We start from the raw sequence: 19,190 nt of genomic DNA, 5'->3' as shown, positions 1-19,190 counted from the left end.
TCGTCAGATTCAAGCGGGTCGTTGCTTGAGAGAGAAAGATTATAGAACACTCATTTCTCTTTTCCAAGCCCTTCGTCGAAAATTTTTGAAAAAACCTGGAAATGGGTCACGGCGGGACCGCCACGCTCGCGCAAGTCGCGGCCCTTGCATCGATCACGCAGCCGGCACTTCCAGCTTCTCGATGCCGCCGAGGTAAGGCCGCAATGCCGCCGGCACCGTCACCGAGCCGTCGGCGTTCTGGAAGTTCTCCAGCACCGCGACCAGCGTACGGCCGACAGCCAGACCCGACCCGTTCAGCGTATGCAGCAGTTCCGGCTTGCCCTGCGCATTACGGAAACGCGCCTGCATCCGGCGAGCCTGGAACGACTCGGTGTTCGAACAGCTCGAAATCTCGCGGAACGTGTTCTGCGCCGGCACCCACACTTCGATGTCGTAAGTCTTCGCTGCCGAGAAGCCCATGTCGCCGGTACATAGCGTGATCACGCGATACGGCAGTTCCAGCTTCTGCAGAATCGTCTCCGCATGGCCGACCATTTCTTCCAGCGCGGCATACGACGCGTCCGGCGCGACGATCTGCACCATCTCGACCTTGTCGAACTGATGCTGACGGATCAGGCCACGCGTGTCGCGGCCATACGAACCCGCTTCCGAGCGGAAGCACGGCGAATGTGCGGTCAGCTTGATCGGCAGCGCGTCCGCTTCGACGATGCTGTCGCGCACCGTGTTCGTCAGCGAAATTTCCGACGTGGAGATCAGGTACTGCGTGACCGTGTTCTCGTCACCGCCCTTCTCGACGCGGAACATGTCGTCGGCGAATTTCGGCAACTGGCCGGTGCCGTACAGAATTTCCGGATTCACGATGTACGGCGTGTACACCTCGGTATAGCCGTGGTGCAGCGTATGCGTGTCGATCATGAATTGCGCGAGCGCGCGATGCAGCCGCGCAATCTGGCCGCGCAACATCGTGAAGCGCGCGCCCGACAGCTTCGCGCCCGTTTCGAAATCGAGACCGAGCGGCGCGCCGACATCGACGTGATCCTTCACCTCGAAATCGAACTGACGCGGCGTGCCCCAGCGGCGCACTTCCACATTGCCCGACTCATCGGTGCCGACCGGCACGCCTTCGTGCGCGAGGTTCGGCACGCCGAGCAGCAGGTCCGACAGACGCTTCTGGATATCGTCGAGCTTTGCCGCCGACGCCTTCATTTCGTCGCCGATACCGCCCACTTCGGCCATCACCGCCGACGTGTCTTCGCCCCGCCCTTTCATCGCGCCGATCTGCTTCGACAGGCTGTTGCGGCGTGCCTGCATTTCTTCGGTACGGGTCTGGGTATCGCGGCGTTCCGCTTCGAGCGCGGTGAAAGCCGCGACGTCGAGGGTATAGCCGCGGTCGGCGAGGCGTTTGGCGACGCCGTCGAGGTCTTTGCGCAGCAACTGGATGTCGAGCATGGGATGGGACGGGTATTCGTTGTATGAAGGAGGGATTTTAGCGCACCGGCACGGGCGGCCGGTGCGTTAGATCGTGGACGTGTGCGGATTGCCGACACGTTATGCACAGCGCTGCCCGAAGGCACGCCGCGTGACGGGCTTGAGTGGCTCAGCCTTTTTTCGGCTTGTTCGCGCTGCGCCATTGCGCGTCCAGCTCGGCGAGACGCGCCATCTTGTCGCCGATCTTGCCTTCGAGCCCGCGCGGCGTCGGCTCGTACCAGTGCGGATCGCGCATGTTCTCCGGCAGATAGGTCTCGCCGGCGGCATACGCATCGGGCTCGTCATGCGCATAGCGGTATTCGTGACCGTAGCCGAGTTCCTTCATCAGCTTGGTCGGCGCGTTTCGCAGATGCACCGGCACGCCGCGCGACTGATCCTTGCCGACAAAACGTCGCGCTTCGTTATACGCGTTGTAACCGGCGTTCGACTTCGGCGCGACCGCCAGATAGATGATCGCCTGCGCCAGCGCCAGCTCGCCTTCCGGCGTGCCGAGGCGCTCGTAGGTTTCGGCGGCGTCGAGCGCGATGCGCGCGGCGCGCGGGTCGGCGAGACCGATGTCTTCCCACGCCATCCGCACGATGCGGCGCGCCAGATAGCGCGGGTCCGCGCCGCCGTCGAGCATCCGGCAGAACCAGTACAGCGCGCCGTCCGGGCTGCTGCCGCGGACCGATTTATGCAGCGCGCTGATCTGATCGTAAAATGCGTCGCCGCCTTTGTCGAAGCGGCGCAGGTTTTCCGCGAGCGCACTGCCGAGCAATGGGCCGTCGATCTCGGTGGTCTTCTGCTGCGCAGCGGCGCGCGCGACGATTTCGAGGTTGTTCAGCAGCTTGCGGCCGTCGCCGTCGGCGGAGCCGATCAGCGCGTCGCGCGCTTCGTCGGTGAACGTGAGGCCGCCGAGTTCCTGCTGCGCACGGTCGAGCAATTCGCGCTGCTCGTCGTCGGTCAGGCTTTTCAGCACGTAGACGGCCGCCCGCGACAGCAACGCGCTGTTCACTTCGAACGACGGATTCTCGGTCGTCGCGCCGACGAACACGAACAGCCCCGACTCGACGTGCGGCAAGAACGCGTCCTGCTGGCTCTTGTTGAAACGATGCACTTCGTCGACGAAGACCAGCGTCTGGTGCCCGTTCGCGCGATGAATCTGCGCGGTTTCGACGGCTTCGCGAATATCCTTCACGCCCGACAGCACCGCCGACAACGCGATGAACTCGGCGTGAAACGCGTCGGCCATGAGCCGCGCGAGCGTGGTTTTGCCGACGCCCGGCGGGCCCCAGAGGATCATCGAATGCGCTTCGCCGGATTCGAACGCGACCCGCAGCGGCTTGTTCGGGCCGAGCAGGTGCTTCTGGCCGATCACTTCGTCGATATTGCGGGGCCGCAGGCGTTCGGCGAGCGGAACATTGGCACGGGTTTCTTCAAACATGACGTTTTGGGGATAATCTCGGCTTTCCGGACGCGGTCCGTACGATGGCGGCGTGCTGCCGGATGAGCTCAAAGCGGCGCCACGAGGCGCGGGCAACGTCCTGCATTATGACAGCGACGGCCGCCGGGCGAAGGCTGCAAGGCGCGGCCGGACGATTCGGCAAGGTTCTGATCAGCCATTCCGGGCGAAATTCCGTTGGAATTTCACGCGGATTTCGACGACAGGACAAGCCTGTTGAAAGGCAACAGCCCCGGCTGCGACGCCGCGCGGCGGTATCGGCGCGGGTCGCCGGGACCGGCAGTATCGAGACACAGAACACGTAGCATTCAACCTAGCAAGCAACAGCAACACAAACAGCAACAGGGACAAGACCAGATGGCACAAGATCCTCTCGCCGGCGACGCCGGTTCCACCTACGCGCCGCTCACGCCGGTGCCCGACGCGCGTCGCGCGTTCCGTACCGGCGACGCATTCGCGCTCTGGTTTTCGCTCGGCATCGGCCTGCTGGTCGCGCAGGCGGGCGCGCTGCTGGTGCCGGGGCTGTCGTTGCCGCATGCGCTGCTGGCGATCGTAATCGGCAGCGTGATCGGCGTCGTGCTGCTGGCGCTGGTCGGCGTGATCGGCACGGACACCGGGCTCGCGGCGATGTCGTCGCTGCGTCCCACGCTCGGCGTGCGCGGCGCGTCGATTCCATCCGTGCTGAACGCGGTGCAACTGGTCGGCTGGGGTTCGTTCGAAGTGATCGTGATGCGCGATTCCGCCGACGCACTCGCCAAGCAGTCGTTCGGCCTCTCGATGCCGCTGATCTGGACCGTCGTCTTCGGTCTGCTCGCAACCTTGCTCGCCATCAGCGGCCCGCTGTCGTTCGTGCGGCGTTTTCTGCGCACGTGGGGCATCTGGCTGCTGCTCGCGGGCGCCGCGTGGCTCACGTGGAATCTGCTCGCGAAGCACGATCTGGCTGAATTGATGCGCCGTCCGGGTACGGGCGACATGTCGTTCGGCGGTGCGATCGATCTGGTCGTGGCCATGCCGCTGTCGTGGCTGCCGCTGATCGCCGATTACACGCGCTTCGGCAAACGCCCCGGCGAAACCTTCCGCGGCACGCTGCTCGGCTATGGCATCGCGAACATCTGGTTCTACGCGCTCGGCGCGATCTACGGCCTCGCCGCAGGCGGCGGCGACGCGCTGCTGACCGGCGCGCTCGCGCAAGCGGGCGGCGGCCTTGCGCTGCTGCTGATCCTGATCGACGAAATCGACAACGCGTTCGCCGATATTCACTCTGCTGCCGTGTCGACCGGCACGTTCTGGACGCGCGGTAGTGTGCCGATGCTGTCGGCGGCATTCGGCGCGCTGTGCACGTTGATCGCGCTGTTGATCCCGATGGCGAAGTATCAAAACTTTTTGCTGCTGATCGGCTCGGTGTTCGCTCCGCTGTTCGGCGTGGTGCTGATGGATCACTTCATCGTGCGCAAACGCCGTATCGAAACTGCGGCGCTCGCCGATGTGCGCGGACGTTATGGCTTCTCGGGCGGCTGGCATCTGAGCGCGTTCATCGCTTGGGCGATCGGGATTGCCTCGTACCAGGTGATCAACCAGTGGCTGCCGAATCTCGGCGCGACGCTGCCGTCGCTCGTGATCGGCGCGCTGTGTTATCTCGCGTTCGTGTCGACGCGCAAGGCGGCGTACGCGTGAGTTTTGGCGTTGTAGTCTGAAGACCATTGAAGCGAAAAAGCCTGCATTTGCAGGCTTTTTCTTATTTGTCGCCGCAACGGGAAACTTGCCGCCCGGGCTGCCTTCCAACATGCGCTACCGGCATGCCAATGCGTGCAACGGACAATCAGCAGGCGTGAAAAAACCGCGCACGAAGCGCGGTTTTCTTTTCAAGCAAAGCTACCAGCCCGCTTATCCATTGATCACATCCGCGCCCTTCGGCACCGTGAACTTGAACGCATCGGCCGGCAGCGGCGGGTTCTTCTGGATATTCGAGAACGTCAGCAACGTGACATTGCCGAACACGTCGTGCAATTCCATTGCTTCGAGATTGCCGTCCTTGAAGCCAATGCCGACGGTCTGGAACTGCGTGTCCTTCGCTTTCGGCGTCAATTCGAGCCAGTCGATACCGGCCTTCACGCCCGCGTCACGCAGCGTAAAGTTCTTGTCCAGGTCGTTGCTGCCGAACAGGAGCGCCGCCGGGCTCGCGCCGAGCGCGCCGCCGAGACTGCGCACCGTCACCTGATTCAGGTCCTTGTCGTACACGTAAAGCTTGTCGCCGTCCGCCTGCAACAGTTGCGCATAGGGCTTCTCGTATTGCCAGATGAACTTGCCGGGACGCGCGAACGTGAACGTGCCGCTCGACGTGCCCGTCTTGTTGATACCCGACGTGGACAGCGCGCCGCTCGCGCCCTGCGCTTTGCTCGGCGCGCGGACTTCCTGCTGCACGAAGGTGCCGCGCGCCGAATGGACCTGCGCGACGAACGCCTTCAACTGTTCGGTGCCGCTTGCGAACGCCTGCGACGCGAACAGCACCGACGCACCGATCGCCACGCTGCCGGCGCTGCGCACCAGCGTCCGAAGAAGCTGGCCAAGGCTGATGGATTGAACACGCGGTCGAGCGTGCTTCTGCGCGAAAAGCTGCATGTAGTTTTCTCCCTTGAATTGAATTCGTTAAACGGTCGCGGTGGACGCTCAGAGGAGCGACTGCCTTAAGGCTGCCCTCGAGTGGCTGTCTGGCGGCTCGTGACCTGGCTTGCGGCTGGTTCGCGGCTAGCCTGTGCGACCGGCGGATCAGACACTGGCCTTGCGCGACAGCTTAGGCGGTTGCCCTTAAGCGGGCCTTATAGGCGGTTTTACCGTGCTCTCTCGCTGCGCGATCTGTGCCCCAACGGCGAGACACGCAAAGCCGCCACCCGCCGCTTCGCTGCGCTGCCAGCCTCGCAGCGAAACGAAGGCCAAAGACCTATTCCGCTTCCCGTGCCGGCGCAAGAATCTCGCGATTCCCGTTCGACGACATGGCCGACACCACGCCCGAGTTTTCCATCTGCTCGAGCAAACGCGCGGCCCGGTTATAGCCGATGCGCAAATGCCGCTGCACCAGCGAGATCGACGCGCGGCGGTTCTTCAGCACCACGTCGACCGCCTGGTCGTACAACGGGTCCGACTCGGCGTCGGCGCCTCCGGTTCCCCCGGCCGCGCCTTCGTCGCCCTCGCCCGTCACGCCGCCTTCGAGAATGCCCTCGATATAGTTCGGCTCGCCCTGTTCCTTCAGTTTGTCGACGACGCGGTGCACTTCCTCGTCCGATACGAACGCGCCGTGCACCCGCACCGGCATGCCGCTGCCCGGCGGCAGATACAGCATGTCGCCCATGCCCAGCAGCGATTCCGCGCCCTGCTGGTCGAGAATCGTGCGCGAGTCGATCTTCGACGACACCTGGAAGGCCATTCGCGTCGGCACATTGGCCTTGATCAGCCCGGTAATCACATCGACCGACGGACGCTGCGTGGCGAGAATCAAATGCAGACCCGCCGCGCGGGCCTTCTGCGCGATACGCGCGATCAGTTCCTCGACCTTCTTGCCGACCACCATCATCAGGTCGGCCAGTTCGTCGATCACGATGACGATGTTCGGCAGACGCGCGAGCGGCTCCGGGTCGTCCGGCGTGAGGCTGAACGGATTCGGCAGTTTCTCTTCGCGCTTGGCCGCTTCGTCGATCTTGTTGTTGTAGCCGGCGAGGTTACGCACGCCGAGCTTGCTCATCAGCTTGTAGCGGCGCTCCATTTCGGCGACCGCCCAGTTCAGCGCGTGACCGGCCTGGCGCATATCGGTCACCACCGGACACAGCAGATGCGGAATGCCTTCATAGACGCTCATTTCGAGCATCTTCGGATCGATCAGGATCATGCGGACCTGGTCGGCGCTCGCCTTGTAGAGCAGCGACAGGATCATTGCGTTGATACCCACCGACTTGCCCGAACCGGTCGTACCCGCCACCAGCAGGTGAGGCATTTTCGCGAGGTCGGCGCACACCGGTTTGCCGCCGATGTCCTTGCCCAGCCCCATGGTGAGCGGCGACGCGGCATCCGCGTACACGGCTGAGCCGAGAATCTCCGACAGGCTCACCGTTTGGCGACGCTGATTGGGCAATTCCAGCGCCATGAAATTCTTGCCCGGAATGGTCTCGACCACGCGGATCGACACCAGCGACAGTGAGCGCGCGAGGTCTTTCGCCAGACCGACGATCTGGCTGCCCTTCACGCCGGTAGCCGGTTCGATTTCGTAACGCGTGACGACCGGCCCCGGATACGCGGCGACCACGCTCACGTCGACGCCGAAGTCCTTGAGCTTTTTCTCGATCAGACGCGACGTGAATTCCAGCGTGTCGGCGGAAATGGTTTCCTGCGCGGCGGGCGCGGCGTCGAGCAGCGAGATGGGCGGCAACGTGGAGTCGCCCGGCAGATCGGTGAACAACGGCACCTGCCGTTCTTTCTCGACGCGCTCCGATTTGACCGGCGTGACGACCGGCGGAACGATCACGACCGGCTCGTGTTCTTCGATCCGCACGCGGCCCTTCTCGACCTTGCCTTCGCGCTTGACCGCCGCCGCTTCGCCGAGCTTGCGGTCGCGGCCGGCTTCACGGCGCAGCTTGGCGAACGTCACCGCGGAAATGATCGACTCGCCGACCTTCTCCGACACCGACAGCCACGAGAAACGGAAATACAGCGACAGGCCGATGGCGAGCGCGATCAACAGTGCGAGCGTGCCGCCGGTGAACCCCAGCGCATGCGACACCCCGCGCGCGACCGCGTCGCCGACCACGCCGCCCTTGACGCCCGGCAACTGCACCTTCAGCGACCACATGCGCAGCGCCTCGATGCCGCTGCACGACAGCAGCACGAGCGCGAACGCGAATGCGTCGGCGAGCCAGCCGACACCGCGCGGCGCGTCGTCCTCACCGTCTTCGTGACGGGTGATGCGGCGGTAGTTGGCGGAAATATGACGGCCGAGCAGCACGACCCACCAGTAGGTGGACAGACCGAACAGCAGCAGCATGATGTCCGAGGTGCGCGCGCCGACGCGGCCCGCCCAGTTGGCGATATGGTCGGTCTGCGCGGAATTGGTCCAGCTCGGGTCGTTGCGGCTGTAACTGACGAGCGCCATCAGCAGGAAAACGCCGAGCGCCACCTGCAGTAGCCAGCGGATTTCGGTCAGAAGGCGCGACATGCGGTGCGGCAACGCCTGCGCGCTCGCGGAATAGGGAGCTTTTGCCATTGATCCTGTTGCGTGTGGTGCCGATTCCCGGCGTTTCTGCTAACCGCCTGCCAGCCGGGCGCCGACCGCAAACACGGTCGGAGCCTCGCCCGGCGTGGCTTTGAGCCCGCTTCAGGCTGCTGGGAACTTCGATCCGGCCTATTGTAAACGCAGTGTCTCGCGCAAGGCTGTAAATGACGGTAACTTGGCCGATTGGCCACACACACCGGCCACGAAACAGCGTCGGCAGGCCACCGCCACGCTATCGCCGCGATCGGAAAGCTTCATGGAGCAGCCCGGCGCCCCGCCCTTTATAATGCCGGTCTGATACCCATCTACAGTTTCAGCTCAAGTCGCACGGCATCGCATGGGCGAGCCGGGCGCCGTATAAGGATTCGATCATGCCAGCAACTTCCACGAAACACGCCAAGGTTCTGATTCTCGGTTCGGGCCCCGCCGGCTACACGGCAGCGGTCTACGCGGCGCGCGCCAATCTGTCGCCGGTACTCATTACCGGTATGGCCCAGGGCGGCCAGCTGATGACCACGACCGACGTCGAAAACTGGCCGGCCGACGCCAACGGCGTGCAAGGCCCGGAGCTGATGACGCGCTTTCTGGAGCACGCCGAGCGCTTCAACACCGAAATCATCTTCGACCATATTCATACGGCCAAGCTGGATGAAAAGCCGATCCGCCTGATCGGCGATTCGGGCGAATACACCTGCGACTCACTGATCATCTCGACCGGCGCATCGGCGCAGTACCTCGGCCTGCCGTCCGAAGAAGCGTTCATGGGCAAGGGCGTGTCGGCTTGCGCCACCTGCGACGGCTTCTTCTACAAGCAGCAACATGTGGCCGTGATCGGCGGCGGCAATACCGCGGTCGAAGAAGCGCTCTACCTGTCGGGCATCGCGAAGAAGGTCACGGTCATTCATCGCCGCGACAAGTTCCGCGCCGAGCCGATCCTGATCGACCGTCTGCTGGCGAAGGAAAAGGAAGGCGTCGTCGAGATCAAGTGGAACCACACGCTCGACGAAGTGACCGGCGATCAATCCGGCGTGACGGGTCTGCGTATCAAGCACACGCAAACCGGCGAAACGACCGACATCGCGTTGCAAGGCCTGTTCGTCGCGATCGGCCACAAGCCGAATACGGACATTTTCGAAGGCCAGGTGGAGATGAAGAACGGCTACATCATCACCAAGGGCGGTTTGAACGGTTTCGCGACCGCGACCAGCGTTCCGGGCGTGTTCGCAGCGGGTGACGTGCAGGACCACGTGTATCGCCAGGCGATCACCAGCGCGGGCACGGGCTGTATGGCCGCGCTCGACGCGCAACGCTATCTGGAAACCATCAACGAGATGGCCGGCGAGCATGCGATGAGCCAGGAAGCCGAGCGTTAATCGGCGGGATTGACGGTGCGCCCCGGCCTGCAACGGCAGGCGCGACGGTAAAATGGCGGTTGGGTTTAGCCCGGCCGCCGGTTTGACAGAAGGCCGCGGCTGAAAAGCTTGCGGCCTTTTTTGCGTGTGTAGTCGCGGGTCATCGCCTACGGCCGCGGTCGTGGTCGCAGCTTGTGATTGCGGCTTGTGATTGCGGTCTGCGGTCTGCGGTCTGCGGTCTGCGGTCTGCGGTCTGCGGTCTGCGGTCTGCGGTCTACAAGTAGCCTGGCTCGCGCGGCGCAGTGTGACGCGGTCTCCTGCAGCGACCACACGACGCGCCAGGCCCCGGCCCTCCACCAGCACCCCGCGTTCGATCTACCTTTCTGCGTGTATTACCGATATGCCGAAGAATCAACCCCATCCCAGCGAACCGAAACGCGCGCGCACCGTCGCCAGGCCCGCGCCCGAGGCTTCCACTCCCGTCGTCAAACCTAAGATCGAACCGGCCGCCGGTCTCGCGGGCCTCGGCGCGTTGCGCGATGCCTTGAAGGTCGACACGCAACGGCGCGAACGCGACCGCGCGGCAGCCGCGGCGGCGCAGCGCGAGGCATCGGCGGATGCGGACCTGTTTCGCCGTGAAATCGGCTCCGTCGCGCCGCTGGCCGTCCCGCCGCGCGCGAGCCTGCCGCGCAATCCCCCGCCGCCGCTGCCCGTGCAAACGCGGCTCGACGAAGAAGCGGTCCTGCACGAAGCGATCTCGGACGAATACGATCCCGAGGTCCTGCTCGACACCGACGAAACCTTGTCCTACTGCCGTCCCGGCGTGAGCCAGGAAGTCGTGCGGAAACTGCGGCGCGGCGACTGGATCGTGCAGGCGCAAATCGATCTGCACGGCATGCGGCGCGACGAAGCGCGTGAAGCGCTGGCGGAATTTATCCGCGAATCGGTGAAGCGCGGCTTGCGCTGTTTGCGCGTGATCCATGGCAAGGGCCTCGGGTCGATCGGCAAGGAGCCGGTGCTGAAGGGCAAGGTCCGCGCGTGGCTGGTACAGAAATCCGAAGTCATCGCGTTCTGTCAGGCGCGCCCGCACGACGGCGGCGCGGGCGCGGTGGTCGTGCTGTTGCAGCCGGGGGCGTCGCCGGCTCATACGCGGCCCTGACTGAACCCGCTGACTGTCGATTCCGGGCAGGCTCATTCGTCGTGACATGAACGGCCTCCCGGGCCGTCACCGCGCCGCAACGCGCCCGCAACCGTCAAAGGTGATCGCGATGACCCTGAAGCTCTATGCCCACCCGTTTTCCTCGTACTGCCAGAAGGTCCTGACCGCGCTCTACGAAAACGGCACGCCGTTCGAGTTGCGCCTGCTCGCGCACGACGACCCGCAAGTCATGGCCGAATTCGCCGAACTCTGGCCAATCAGGCGCTTCCCGGTTCTGCTGGACGGCAGCAGAACGGTGGTCGAGGCGAGCATCATCATCGAATATCTCGGGCTGTATCACGCCGGCCCCGTACCGCTTCTCCCCGCCGACGCCCGCTCCGCGCTCGAAGTGCGCAGCATGGACCGCTTCTTCGACAACTACATTTCGACACCGCAACAAAAAATCGTCTACGACGGCATGCGCGCCGAAGCCGAGCGCGATCCACGCGCGGTGGCCGATGCACGCGCCATGCTCGATACCGCGTACGGCTGGCTCGACAACGTGATGGCAACACGCAAATGGGCCGCAGGCGATTCGTTCAGCCTCGCCGACTGCGGGGCCGGACCGTTCCTGTTCTACGCCGACTGGACGCATGCGATCGGCGAGCAATTCGCGCACGTGCGCGCTTACCGCAAGCGCTTGCTGGCGAGGCCGTCGTTCGCGCGGGCAGTCGATGAAGCGCGGCCGTATCGCCCGCTGTTTCCGCTTGGCGCACCCGACCGGGACTGAACATTCGCGCGAAGCAACGCCGAACGCGCCCCCCATCGCGACAACAATTTTTCCACCCTATAAACTTCACGTCGAAAGGCACTTCCGCCCGTCACCCTTAAGGCAAAACATGGACCGTTTCGAAGCGATGGAGATATTCACGCGTGTGGTCGAAGCGAACAGCTTCACCAAGGTATCCGAATCGCTCGACCTGCCGCGCGCCAAAGTCAGCCGGACGATTCAGGCGCTGGAAGAGCATGTCGGCGTACGTCTGCTGAATCGCTCGACACGCCAGGTGAGCGTCACCGAAGACGGCGCCGCGTTCTACGAGCGCTGCGTGAGCATCCTCGCCGAAGTCGCCGACGCCGAATCGTCGCTGTCGAACAAGCGCGAAAATCCGGCCGGCACGATCCGCGTGGATACGTCCGGCACGCTCGCCCGCGCGCTGCTGCTGCCCGCGCTCGACGACTTCTACCGCCAATACCCGGAGATCGACGTGCGCCTCGGTCTCGCGGATCGCAACATCGACCTGATTCAGGACGGTGTGGATTGCGTGATCCGTATGGGCACGCCGGAGGAATCGAGCCTCGTCGCGCGGCGCATCGGTCAGGCGCGGATCGTCACGTGCGCGTCGCCCGCGTATCTGCAGAAATACGGCACGCCGACCACGCTCGACGAACTCGCCGAACATCGCGCGGTGAACTACGTGTCCGCGCGCAGCGGCAAGACCTTTCCGTTCGAATACGAAGTGGACGGCGAGATCGCCAAAGTCACGCTGAAAAGCGTGCTGGCGGTGAACGACGGCTCGGTCTACATCGGCGCGGCCGCGCTCGGACACGGCATCATCCAGCCGTCACGCTTCATGGTCGCCGAGCTGATCGAACAAGGCGCGCTCACCGAAATTCTCACGAACTACACGAGCCCCGGCACGCCGCTTTCGATTCTCTACGCGCACCGCCGCAATCTGAGTTCGCGGCTGCGCGCGTTTATCGACTGGGTGAGCGAGCTGGCGCGCAACAATCCAGATCTGCGAATCGCGGACGCGTGAAGCTGCGGCACACAACGCCACACGGCGCCACGCCATAAAAAAAGCCCCATCGCGTCGCAAAACGCATGGGGCTTTTTCATGAAGCATCGAACCCAACGTCGATGCGATGCTTCAGTGCTTACGCAATCCGCTCTTCGTTCGTCGGATCGAACAGCACCGCCTTCGACGTATCGAACAGCAGCGTCGTGTTCGTCAGCGGTTGCGGGTTCGAAGCCGGGTGCACGCGGCTCACCACGCGCTTGCCGTTGACCTGCGCGAACACCAGCGTGTCCGGGCCGGTCGGCTCGATCACGTCGACCTTCACTTCGACCGGTTGCAGCTTCGAGTCGTCGCCGTGTGCACCGCGCGCGTCGGTAATGCGCTCCGGACGCAGGCCGAGAATTACTTCGCGGCCAACATGCGACTTCACCTTCGACGATTCGAACGGCAGGTTCAGCACCTTGCGCGCCACGCCCGTGTCCAGTTCGATGCCGACACCCGAGCCCTGCTCGACGAGCTTGCCCTGGATGAAGTTCATCGGCGGCGCGCCGATGAAGCCCGCCACGAACAGATTCGACGGCGAGTCGTAGATTTCCTGCGGCGGGCCGAACTGCTGAACGACGCCGTCTTTCATCACGGCGATCCGGTCGCCGAGCGTCATCGCTTCGATCTGATCGTGCGTCACGTAGACGATGGTCGTGCCGAGGCGCTGATGCAGCAGCTTGATTTCCGAACGCATCTCGATACGCAGCTTCGCGTCGAGGTTCGACAGCGGTTCGTCGAACAGGAACATCACCGGGTCACGTGCGAGCGCACGGCCCATTGCCACGCGCTGACGCTGACCGCCGGACAGCTGGCCCGGCTTGCGATCCAGCAAATGCGTGATCTGCAACGTATTCGACACGCGGTCGACGATCTGCGCCTGTTCCTGCTTCGGCACCTTGCGGATGTTCAGGCCAAACGAGATGTTCTCGCGCACCGTCATCGACGGATACAGCGCGTACGACTGGAACACCATCGCGATATCGCGGTCTTTCGGCGACAGGTTGTTCACCGTCTTGCCGTCGATCTGGATCTCGCCCTTGGTCACGGTTTCGAGGCCGGCGATCATGTTGAGCAGCGTCGACTTACCGCAGCCCGAGCCGCCGACCAGAATCAGGAACTGGCCGTCTTCGATGTCGATATTGACACCCTTCAGAACCGGCACCCCGTTCGGGTAAGTTTTGTACACGTCACGGATGGAAAGGCTTGCCATGCTGTGAATCCTCTTGTCTCTGGTACTGCCTGAAAACGTCTTGTTAGGTGGCGGCGGCGCTGTTCAGTGACGCGCCGCCGCGCCCGGATGGTTTGGCTCGAATGCGCTTTAGCCCTTGACTGCGCCCGCTGTCAGGCCGCGCACGAAATAGCGTCCGGCGATGATGTACACCAGCAGGGTCGGCAGTGCGGCGATGATCGCGCCGGCCATGTCCACGTTGTATTCCTTCACGCCGGTCGAGGTGTTCACGAGGTTGTTCAGCGCCACCGTGATCGGCATCGAATCGACGCCGGAGAACACAATCCCGAACAGGAAGTCATTCCAGATCTGCGTGAATTGCCAGATCAGGCACACCATGAAAATCGGCAGCGAAACCGGCAGCAGGATCTTCGTGAAGATCGTGAAGAAACCCGCACCGTCGATCCGTGCAGCCTTCACGAGTTCAGCCGGAATGCTGACGTAGAAGTTGCGGAAGAACATCGTCGTGAACGCGATACCGTAGATCACGTGCACCAGCACGAGACCGGACGTCGTGTTCGACAGACCGAGGAAACCTTCGAAGCGCGCCATCGGCAGCAGGATGGCCTGGAACGGAATGAAACAGCCGACCAGCAGCATCGTGAAGATCGGGTCCGCGCCACGGAAACGCCAGTGCGTGAGCACATAACCGTTGAACGCGCCGACGATCGACGAGATCAGCACGGCGGGAATCACCATCCGCACCGAGTTCATGAAGAACGGCTGCATGCCGTCGCAACGCACGCCCGTACAGGCGCCGCTCCATGCCTTGATCCACGGGTCGAAGGTCCAGTGGGTCGGTGGCGTGAGCAGGTTGCCGGTGCGCAGCTGGTCGATGTCCTTGAACGACGTCGACAGCATCACGTACAGCGGGAACAGGAAATACAGGGCGAACAGGAACAGGGCCGCGTAAATGACGGCACGGCTGATCGTCATCTTAGGCTGCATTGCGGGTGCTCCTCGATTCCAGATACATCAGCGGCACGAGCACGGCCACAACGGTAGCGAGCATCATCATCGACGAAGCCGCGCCGACGCCGAGCTGCCCGCGATTGAACGAAAACGTGTACATGAAAATAGCCGGCAGCGACGACGACGTACCCGGACCGCCCGCGGTCAACGCGACAACCAGGTCGAACGTCTTGATGGTGATGTGGCAAAGAATCAGCAGCACGGAGAAGAACACCGGGCGCATGCTCGGAATCACAATCTTGCGGTAGATGGTGGGCAGATTCGCGCCGTCCATCTGGGCCGCCTTGAAGATCTCGCCGTCGACACCGCGCAGGCCCGCGAGGAACAGCGCCATCACGAAGCCGGTTGACTGCCACACGGCCGCAATCACGACGCAGAAAATCGCCTTGTCCGGGTCGCCGAGCCAGCCGAACGAGAAGCTCGTCCAGCCCCAGTCGTGGAACACCTTTTCGAGGCCGACGCTCGGCGTCATGATCCACTGCCACGCCGTACCCGTGACGATGAACGACAGCGCCATCGGGTAAAGGAACACGGCGCGCAAAGCGCCTTCGTTGCGGATCTGCTGATCGAGCAGGATGGCGAGGAACAGGCCCAGGCCGATACAGATACCGATGAACGGAATGCCGAACCAGCCGAGATTCGCCGCGGACGTCCAGAACACGTCGTTGTCGAACAGTTCCCGATAGCGGTCGAGACCGGCGAATTCGTAGCGAGGCATCAGTCGCGAATTGGACAGCGACAGATAACCGGTGATTGCGATAAAGCCATACACGAAGATCAGGCTGATCACGACGCTGGGTGCGAGCACCAGCTTCGGAATCCAGCGATCGGCAAGGGCCGCCATGGGCGACGTGCGGCGGGTGACGGTGGCCGTTTTCCCGTTTCCGCTGATAGAAGCAGTCACTACTCGACTCCTGCTGAAACTATACCGCCGGGGCTCTCGCGCGCGAATGGCGCGATGCCTTGACGGCAAGGATGTGACTCTATGAAACCAGGGGTGAAGCCGCTGCTGCACAGCCAGCACGCAGATACAGCCGATGCACCAGCGGCTTGAAGAACGCGCCCGACACTTCCCTTTCTGGAAACCGCCGGACGCGCTGCTTCGCTTACTTCACTTACTTGGTCTTCGCTGCCTTCGCGAGAGCGGCAACTGCCGTCTTCGAATCTTCCTGCGAGTTCATGAACTTCGTGACCACGTCGGAGATTGCGCCGGCTGCTGCATCCGGTTGAGCCATGCCGTGTGCCAGCGAAGGCACATAGCCGCCCGACTTGATCGCGACCTGTTCATCCGCGTACGATTTCTTCGCGCAGTCGTCGAATTTGTCCATCGGCACGCCCAGACGAACCGGGATCGAACCCTTGTTCAGGCTGAACTGCTCCTGGAATTCCGGCGTCATGATGGTCTTCGCGAGCGCCAGTTGGCCCGGCGTGGCCGCCTTCGCACCCTTCTGCTGGAAGAACACGAACGAATCGACGTTGAACGTGTACGACTTTTCCGTGCCCGGAACCGCAGCGCAGATGTAGTCCGAGCCCGACTTCTTGCCGGCGTTGGCGAATTCGCCCTTCGCCCAGTCGCCCATGAACTGCATACCGGCCTTGCCGTTGATGACCATGGCGGTAGCCAGGTTCCAGTCACGGCCCGTGCGGCCCGTGTCGAAGTAACCCTGGATCTTGCGGACCGTGTCGAACACCTGAACCATCTGATCCGACGTCAGCGTCTTTTCGTCGAGGTCGACCAGCGCCTTCTTGTAGAAGCCCGCGCCTTGCGACAGCACGACGTCTTCCCACAGCGTCAGGTCTTGCCACGGTTGACCGCCCATCGCGATCGGCTGGATGCCGGCGGCCTTCATCTTGTCGGCCACGGCGAAGAACTCAGGCCACGTGGTCGGCGCCTTGCCGCCTGCCTTGTCCAGCGCTGCCTTGTTGATGTACAGCCAGTTCACGCGGTGCACCGAGAACGGTGCTGCAACGTAGTGACCGTCTGCGTGCATGATCTTGTCGATTTCCGGCGGCAGGTTCTTCTTCCAGTCGCCTGCTGCTGCGTCGATCGGCACCAGCACGCCTTGCGAAGCCCAGTCCTGGATCAGCGGACCCTTGATCTGCGCTGCGCTCGGTGCATTGCCCGAGATGACCTGCGTCTTGAGTGCCGTCATGGCAGCCGCGCCCGCGCCACCTGCAACCGCGAAGTCCTTCCACGTGTAACCCTGCTTCGTCATGTCGTCCTTGAGGACGCCGACGGCTTTCGATTCGCCGCCCGAAGTCCACCAGTGCAACACTTCGATCGACTCGGCGGCTTGCACAGCCGAGACGCCACACATCAGACCTGCGGCGCACAAAGCGCCCATGATCGCGCGAAATTTCATTGCTTATCTCCTCCAGACACCTGAACAAAAAACAAATGGCCCCTGATGTCGCCAGGGTGCTGTGGTTGGTTCAAACAGGCAAAACACTGGGCGATCGAGCATGGTCGGGCGCATGCGCGAGGCATGTGCCGGCGGACCGATGTCCGGCCGCTAGAAGCTCAAGAGATGAGTGGTTCGGGATGCAACTGTTTGTCTCCTCTTTTGATTTTTGCCTGCCCGCGTTGGGCGCGGCAGACTCGAGGTGCCTTGCACGTCAATTCGGGCAACCACCCTTGCCGGCCGGTCGACGCCCTGGCTTTCCGTAAGGGCCGCCGGGGGCATGCTGGCACGTGCCGACACATAATGTCCGTTAACATGCAGGGACGCTCGCCGATTCGGGAAAACGCGCATCTTGCATAACATCGCACGCTTTTTTCATCGAATTAGCGCTACCTCTTGATTTGGATTGTAGTTAAACTACAATTCAGTGTCAAAAAATATTTTATCGGACTACGGTCGCCTTTTTGGACATTGCGCGAGCCATGCGCGAACATCAAGCGCTCAGCGCGGCGACCCCAGGACATCGACGGAGACTCATGCAAACCGATTCAAGCTTCACCTTCGTTCTCTTCGGCGGAACCGGCGATCTGTCGATGCGCAAGATCCTGCCGGCACTGTTTGAAGCACATCGTGCAGGCGGCATGCTCGCCGACAGCGGCAAGATCGTCGCCGTGGCGCGGCATGCGGCGAATCGCGACGAATACCTGCAGTGGGTGAACGAACACGTCAAACCGCATGTGTCGAAGAAGGGTCTGGATGAAGCGGCGTGGGCGAGTTTCCTCACGCGTATCGAGTTCGTGAAGATCGATCTCGGCAATCCCGAAGACTTCACGCATCTGCGCGACGCCATTCAGGATCTGCCTGGCATCCGCGTGTTCTATCTGGCCACGGGTCCGTCGCTGTTCGTGCCGATCTGCCATGCGCTGGCGTCGGTCGGACTGAACGAAAACGCACGCATCGTGCTGGAAAAGCCGCTCGGTTACGACCTCAAATCGTCGAATGCGATCAACGATGCGGTCGGCAAGATCTTCGCCGAAGAACAGATCTACCGGATCGACCACTACCTCGGTAAAGAGCCGGTGCAGAACCTGCTCGCGCTGCGCTTCGGCAATGCGCTGTTCGAACCGTTGTGGCGTCGCGAATGGGTCGAGAGCATCCAGATCACGATTGCCGAAGAACTCGGCGTCGAAGCGCGCGGCGACTTCTACGACAACACCGGCGCATTGCGCGACATGGTGCAGAACCATTTGCTGCAGCTGCTTTCGATCGTCGCGATGGAACCGCCGCACTCGATGGATTCGGACTCGGTCCGCGACGAAAAGCTGCGCGTGCTGCGCGCGCTGAAACCGATCGATCCGAACGAGATCGGCAAGGTCGCGGTGCGCGGTCAGTATCATGCGGGCGGCATTCGCGGCACGCCGGTTCCGGCCTATGCGACCGAACCCGGCGTGAAGCCGGACAGCACCACTGAAACCTTCGTCGCGTTGAAGGTCGAGATCGAAAACTGGCGTTGGGCAGGTGTGCCGTTTTTCCTGCGCACCGGCAAGCGCCTGGCCGATCGCGTCGCTGAAATCGTCGTGAATTTTCGTGCGGTGCCGCATTCGGCGCTGGGCGCTTCCGCGTTGCGCGCCGGTGCGAACCGTCTCGTGATCCGCTTGCAGCCGAATGAAACCATTCGCCTCTACTGCCTCGCGAAGCAGCCCGGCGAAGGCATGAATCTCGCGAGCGTCCACCTCGATCTCGCGTTCGACCAGTTCTTCCGCGAAGGGCAAATGGAGGCGTATCAACGTCTGCTGCTCGACGTGATCAACGGACGCCTCGCGCTGTTCGTGCGCCGCGACGAGCAGGAAGCGGCATGGCGCTGGGTCGAGCCGATCCTGAACGACTGGAAGGCGTCGAACAAGGCGCCCAAGCCTTACGCTTCGGGCACCTGGGGGCCGGCGGCCGCCAGCGCGATGCTCGCGCAGCACGGCACCTGCTGGCTCGAAGAAGAGAATTGATTGAAGGCGCCGCAACGGGCCCGACCTACCGGTTGAACCCGCCGCGACGTCAGCAAGACCCACCGACGAAC

At 63.0% G+C, this 19,190-nt stretch carries 14 protein-coding genes; 6 read left to right on the top strand and 8 right to left on the bottom strand.

Annotated features, from left to right (window positions below; genetic code table 11):
* Positions 1 to 153: 153 nt before the first annotated feature.
* A complete protein-coding gene (gene serS, locus ABH945_RS14520) occupies positions 154 to 1,449 on the bottom strand; it encodes a serine--tRNA ligase (RefSeq protein WP_429250936.1) in 1,296 nt (431 codons plus the stop codon).
* A gap of 148 nt (positions 1,450 to 1,597) precedes the next feature.
* Positions 1,598 to 2,911, bottom strand: coding sequence for a replication-associated recombination protein A (locus tag ABH945_RS14515; RefSeq protein ID WP_074763335.1), 1,314 nt, complete (start codon positions 2,909 to 2,911; stop codon positions 1,598 to 1,600).
* A 375-nt stretch (positions 2,912 to 3,286) separates the two neighbouring features.
* Here ABH945_RS14515 and cytX point away from each other — a divergent pair, with 375 nt between their 5' ends.
* Positions 3,287 to 4,603 (top strand): putative hydroxymethylpyrimidine transporter CytX, encoded by a 1,317-nt coding sequence (gene cytX / locus ABH945_RS14510; RefSeq protein ID WP_429250935.1) that lies wholly within the window; start codon positions 3,287 to 3,289, stop codon positions 4,601 to 4,603.
* Between the two features lie 210 nt (positions 4,604 to 4,813).
* On the opposite strand, the gene lolA is transcribed toward cytX, so the two are convergent.
* The gene (gene lolA, locus ABH945_RS14505; RefSeq protein WP_429250934.1) at positions 4,814 to 5,548 is read right to left on the bottom strand and encodes an outer membrane lipoprotein chaperone LolA; all 735 of its coding nucleotides are present in this window, start codon (positions 5,546 to 5,548) and stop codon (positions 4,814 to 4,816) included.
* 319 nt (positions 5,549 to 5,867) lie between these two features.
* On the bottom strand, positions 5,868 to 8,177 hold the full coding sequence (locus tag ABH945_RS14500) for a DNA translocase FtsK (RefSeq protein ID WP_429250933.1): 2,310 nt from the start codon (positions 8,175 to 8,177) through the stop codon (positions 5,868 to 5,870).
* Positions 8,178 to 8,557: 380 nt separating this feature from the next.
* On the opposite strand from ABH945_RS14500, the gene trxB reads away from it, so the two are divergent.
* The 4 genes from trxB (at position 8,558) to ABH945_RS14480 (ending at position 12,493) form a co-directional block, all read left to right on the top strand.
* Positions 8,558 to 9,559 carry a thioredoxin-disulfide reductase gene (gene trxB, locus ABH945_RS14495; RefSeq protein WP_074763331.1) on the top strand — a complete coding sequence of 334 codons (1,002 nt, stop codon included), beginning with the start codon at positions 8,558 to 8,560 and terminating at the stop codon, positions 9,557 to 9,559.
* Positions 9,560 to 9,938: 379 nt separating this feature from the next.
* Positions 9,939 to 10,697, top strand: a complete 759-nt coding sequence (locus ABH945_RS14490; protein ID WP_429250932.1) for a Smr/MutS family protein — start codon at positions 9,939 to 9,941, stop codon at positions 10,695 to 10,697.
* Positions 10,698 to 10,806: 109 nt separating this feature from the next.
* Complete coding sequence (locus tag ABH945_RS14485) at positions 10,807 to 11,466, top strand: glutathione S-transferase family protein (protein ID WP_429250931.1); 660 nt, start codon at positions 10,807 to 10,809, stop codon at positions 11,464 to 11,466.
* Between the two features lie 109 nt (positions 11,467 to 11,575).
* Positions 11,576 to 12,493 (top strand): LysR family transcriptional regulator, encoded by a 918-nt coding sequence (locus tag ABH945_RS14480; RefSeq protein ID WP_074763329.1) that lies wholly within the window; start codon positions 11,576 to 11,578, stop codon positions 12,491 to 12,493.
* A 118-nt stretch (positions 12,494 to 12,611) separates the two neighbouring features.
* Here ABH945_RS14480 and ABH945_RS14475 read toward each other — a convergent pair whose 3' ends face one another.
* From ABH945_RS14475 to ABH945_RS14460, 4 genes are all read right to left on the bottom strand, one after another.
* The gene (locus tag ABH945_RS14475) at positions 12,612 to 13,727 is read right to left on the bottom strand and encodes an ABC transporter ATP-binding protein (protein WP_074763328.1); all 1,116 of its coding nucleotides are present in this window, start codon (positions 13,725 to 13,727) and stop codon (positions 12,612 to 12,614) included.
* Between the two features lie 108 nt (positions 13,728 to 13,835).
* Complete coding sequence (locus ABH945_RS14470) at positions 13,836 to 14,693, bottom strand: carbohydrate ABC transporter permease (protein ID WP_074763327.1); 858 nt, start codon at positions 14,691 to 14,693, stop codon at positions 13,836 to 13,838.
* Positions 14,683 to 15,621 (bottom strand): carbohydrate ABC transporter permease, encoded by a 939-nt coding sequence (locus ABH945_RS14465; RefSeq protein ID WP_074763326.1) that lies wholly within the window; start codon positions 15,619 to 15,621, stop codon positions 14,683 to 14,685. Before ABH945_RS14465 ends, ABH945_RS14470 begins: the two co-directional genes overlap by 11 nt.
* Positions 15,622 to 15,832: 211 nt before the next feature.
* A complete protein-coding gene (locus tag ABH945_RS14460; RefSeq protein ID WP_074763325.1) occupies positions 15,833 to 17,080 on the bottom strand; it encodes an ABC transporter substrate-binding protein in 1,248 nt (415 codons plus the stop codon).
* Positions 17,081 to 17,655: 575 nt separating this feature from the next.
* Here ABH945_RS14460 and zwf point away from each other — a divergent pair.
* Positions 17,656 to 19,119 (top strand): glucose-6-phosphate dehydrogenase, encoded by a 1,464-nt coding sequence (gene zwf, locus ABH945_RS14455; protein ID WP_074763324.1) that lies wholly within the window; start codon positions 17,656 to 17,658, stop codon positions 19,117 to 19,119.
* Positions 19,120 to 19,190: the final 71 nt, after the last annotated feature.

Source organism: Paraburkholderia sp. GAS333 (genome assembly GCF_050435665.1).
GTDB classification, from domain to species: Bacteria; Pseudomonadota; Gammaproteobacteria; order Burkholderiales; family Burkholderiaceae; genus Paraburkholderia; species Paraburkholderia fungorum_A.
The sequence above is the reverse complement of the archived record's forward strand: the minus strand, read 5'-3'. Positions and strand labels throughout refer to the sequence as shown.

Excerpts from the sequence above, each read along its gene's own strand:
- serS (WP_429250936.1), bottom strand. The coding sequence starts at position 1,449 with ATGCTCGACATCCAGTTGCTGCGCAAAGACCTCGACGGCGTCGCCAAA.
- ABH945_RS14515 (WP_074763335.1), bottom strand. The coding sequence starts at position 2,911 with ATGTTTGAAGAAACCCGTGCCAATGTTCCGCTCGCCGAACGCCTGCGG.
- cytX (WP_429250935.1), top strand. The coding sequence starts at position 3,287 with ATGGCACAAGATCCTCTCGCCGGCGACGCCGGTTCCACCTACGCGCCG.
- lolA (WP_429250934.1), bottom strand. The coding sequence starts at position 5,548 with ATGCAGCTTTTCGCGCAGAAGCACGCTCGACCGCGTGTTCAATCCATC.
- ABH945_RS14500 (WP_429250933.1), bottom strand. The coding sequence starts at position 8,177 with ATGGCAAAAGCTCCCTATTCCGCGAGCGCGCAGGCGTTGCCGCACCGC.
- trxB (WP_074763331.1), top strand. The coding sequence starts at position 8,558 with ATGCCAGCAACTTCCACGAAACACGCCAAGGTTCTGATTCTCGGTTCG.
- ABH945_RS14490 (WP_429250932.1), top strand. The coding sequence starts at position 9,939 with ATGCCGAAGAATCAACCCCATCCCAGCGAACCGAAACGCGCGCGCACC.
- ABH945_RS14485 (WP_429250931.1), top strand. The coding sequence starts at position 10,807 with ATGACCCTGAAGCTCTATGCCCACCCGTTTTCCTCGTACTGCCAGAAG.
- ABH945_RS14480 (WP_074763329.1), top strand. The coding sequence starts at position 11,576 with ATGGACCGTTTCGAAGCGATGGAGATATTCACGCGTGTGGTCGAAGCG.
- ABH945_RS14475 (WP_074763328.1), bottom strand. The coding sequence starts at position 13,727 with ATGGCAAGCCTTTCCATCCGTGACGTGTACAAAACTTACCCGAACGGG.
- ABH945_RS14470 (WP_074763327.1), bottom strand. The coding sequence starts at position 14,693 with ATGCAGCCTAAGATGACGATCAGCCGTGCCGTCATTTACGCGGCCCTG.
- ABH945_RS14460 (WP_074763325.1), bottom strand. The coding sequence starts at position 17,080 with ATGAAATTTCGCGCGATCATGGGCGCTTTGTGCGCCGCAGGTCTGATG.
- zwf (WP_074763324.1), top strand. The coding sequence starts at position 17,656 with ATGCAAACCGATTCAAGCTTCACCTTCGTTCTCTTCGGCGGAACCGGC.